This window comes from Endozoicomonas sp. G2_1, from assembly GCF_017744155.1.
In the GTDB taxonomy this organism is placed as follows: domain Bacteria; phylum Pseudomonadota; class Gammaproteobacteria; order Enterobacterales; family Alteromonadaceae; genus JAGHQT01.
This window is the reverse complement of sequence record NZ_JAGHQT010000035.1, coordinates 1-2976: the sequence shown is the minus strand read 5'-3', so window position 1 is coordinate 2976 and position 2976 is coordinate 1. Positions and strand designations below refer to the sequence as shown.

At 50.2% G+C, this 2976-nt stretch carries 1 rRNA gene; it reads left to right on the top strand.

The features are described from left to right. The first annotated feature begins 72 nt into the window (after window positions 1-72). Window positions 73-2948: ribosomal RNA gene (locus J7384_RS19145) — 23S ribosomal RNA — on the top strand. Window positions 2949-2976 lie beyond the last annotated feature (28 nt).

Below are 2976 nucleotides of genomic sequence, written 5' to 3'. Positions count from 1 at the left end.
CATACATTTAGTTTGGGATTTGTCTCCCAAACACTTAAGACGTTCTTTTTATAAGACCGCTTGGGGTTGTATGGTTAAGTGACTAAGCGTATATGGTGGATGCCTTGGCAGTTAGAGGCGATGAAAGACGTGTTAATCTGCGATAAGTCTAGGTAAGGTGATAAAAACCGTTATAGCCTAGAATCTCTGAATGGGGAAACCCACTTGCATAAGCAAGTATCTTTATCTGAATACATAGGATAAAGAGGCGAACCGGGAGAACTGAAACATCTAAGTACCCCGAGGAAAAGAAATCAACCGAGATTTCCTTAGTAGCGGCGAGCGAACGGGAATTAGCCCTTAAGCGGCGCAGCGTTAGTGGAATGGTCTGGAAAGGCCAGCGATACAGGGTGATAGCCCCGTACACGACAACAAAGCGTTTGTGAAATCGAGTAGGACGGGACACGTGAAATCTTGTCTGAATATGGGGGGACCATCCTCCAAGGCTAAATACTCCTAACTGACCGATAGTGAACCAGTACCGTGAGGGAAAGGCGAAAAGAACCCCTGTGAGGGGAGTGAAATAGAACCTGAAACCGTATACGTACAAGCAGTGGAAGCCTTCGGGTGACTGCGTACCTTTTGTATAATGGGTCAGCGACTTATATTTAGTAGCAAGGTTAACCGATTAGGGGAGCCGTAGCGAAAGCGAGTGTTAACTGCGCGTACAGTTGCTAGGTATAGACCCGAAACCCGGCGATCTACCCATGGGCAGGTTGAAGGTTGAGTAACATCAACTGGAGGACCGAACACACGTATGTTGAAAAATGCGGTGATGACCTGTGGGTCGGAGTGAAAGGCTAATCAAGCCGGGAGATAGCTGGTTCTCCCCGAAATCTATTTAGGTAGAGCCTCGGACGAACACCATTGGGGGTAGAGCACTGTTAAGGCTAGGGGGTCATCCCGACTTACCAACCCTTTGCAAACTCCGAATACCGATGAGTGATATCCGGGAGACACACGGTGGGTGCTAACGTCCGTCGTGGAGAGGGAAACAACCCAGACCGCCAGCTAAGGTCCCAAAGTCATAGTTAAGTGGGAAACGATGTGGAAAGGCCCAGACAGCTAGGAGGTTGGCTTAGAAGCAGCCATCCTTTAAAGAAAGCGTAATAGCTCACTAGTCGAGTCGGTCTGCGCGGAAGATGTAACGGGGCTAAACTATGCACCGAAGCTGCGGATTCAAACTAAGTTTGAGTGGTAGGGGAGCGTTCTGTAAGCCGTTGAAGGTGTGTTGTAAAGCATGCTGGAGGTATCAGAAGTGCGAATGCTGACATGAGTAACGATAAAGGGGGTGAAAAACCCCCTCGCCGAAAGACCAAGGTTTCCTGTCCCATGTTAATCAGGGCAGGGTAAGTCGGCCCCTAAGGTGAGACCGAGAGGTGTAATCGATGGGAAACAGATTAATATTTCTGTACTTCTTTATATTGCGATGGAGGGACGGAGCAGGCTAGGTGAGCATGGCGTTGGTTGTCCATGTGAAAGTGCGTAGGCTGGGAAATTAGGTAAATCCGGTTTCCTAAGGCTGAGACACGAGACGATACGCTACGGCGTAGAAGTCATTGATGCCATACTTCCAGGAAAAGCTTCTAAGCATAGATATAAAGGAACCGTACCCCAAACCGACACAGGTGGTTAGGTAGAGAATACTAAGGCGCTTGAGAGAACTCGGGTGAAGGAACTAGGCAAAATAGTACCGTAACTTCGGGAGAAGGTACGCCGGCTAGTGTTAAACCCTTGCGGTGTAAGCACAGGTCGGTCGAAGTAACCAGGTGGCTGGAACTGTTTATTAAAAACACAGCACTGTGCAAAATCGAAAGATGACGTATACGGTGTGACGCCTGCCCGGTGCCGGAAGGTTAATTGATTGGGTTAGCTCTGCGAAGCTCATGATCGAAGCCCCGGTAAACGGCGGCCGTAACTATAACGGTCCTAAGGTAGCGAAATTCCTTGTCGGGTAAGTTCCGACCTGCACGAATGGCGTAATCATGGCCACACTGTCTCCACCCGAGACTCAGTGAAATTGAAATTGCGGTTAAGATGCCGTATACCCGCGGCTAGACGGAAAGACCCCGTGAACCTTTACTATAGCTTGACAGTGAACATTGCTCCTACATGTGTAGGATAGGTGGGAGGCTTTGAAGCATGCACGCCAGTGTGTGTGGAGCCATCCTTGAAATACCACCCTTGTATGCGTGATGTTCTAACCTAGGCCCATTAGCTGGGCTGGGGACACTGTCTGGTGGGTAGTTTGACTGGGGCGGTCTCCTCCCAAAGCGTAACGGAGGAGCACGAAGGTTGGCTAAGTACGGTCGGACATCGTACGGTTAGTGCAATGGCATAAGCCAGCTTAACTGCGAGACAGACACGTCGAGCAGGTGCGAAAGCAGGTCATAGTGATCCGGTGGTTCTGTATGGAAGGGCCATCGCTCAACGGATAAAAGGTACTCCGGGGATAACAGGCTGATACCGCCCAAGAGTTCATATCGACGGCGGTGTTTGGCACCTCGATGTCGGCTCATCACATCCTGGGGCTGAAGTCGGTCCCAAGGGTATGGCTGTTCGCCATTTAAAGTGGTACGCGAGCTGGGTTTAGAACGTCGTGAGACAGTTCGGTCCCTATCTGCCGTGGGCGTTTGAGAATTGAAGAGGGCTGCTCCTAGTACGAGAGGACCGGAGTGGACGAACCTCTGGTGTTCCGGTTGTGTCGCCAGACGCATTGCCGGGTAGCTACGTTCGGAACTGATAACCGCTGAAAGCATCTAAGCGGGAAGCAGGCTTTAAGATGAGTTCTCACTGGGACTTTAAGTCCCCTAAAGGGTCGTTGGAGACTACGACGTTGATAGGTCAGGTGTGTAAGGGTTGTGAGGCCTTGAGCTAACTGATACTAATTGCCCGTGAGGCTTAACCATACAACACCCAAGTGGTTTTGTGTGCTGA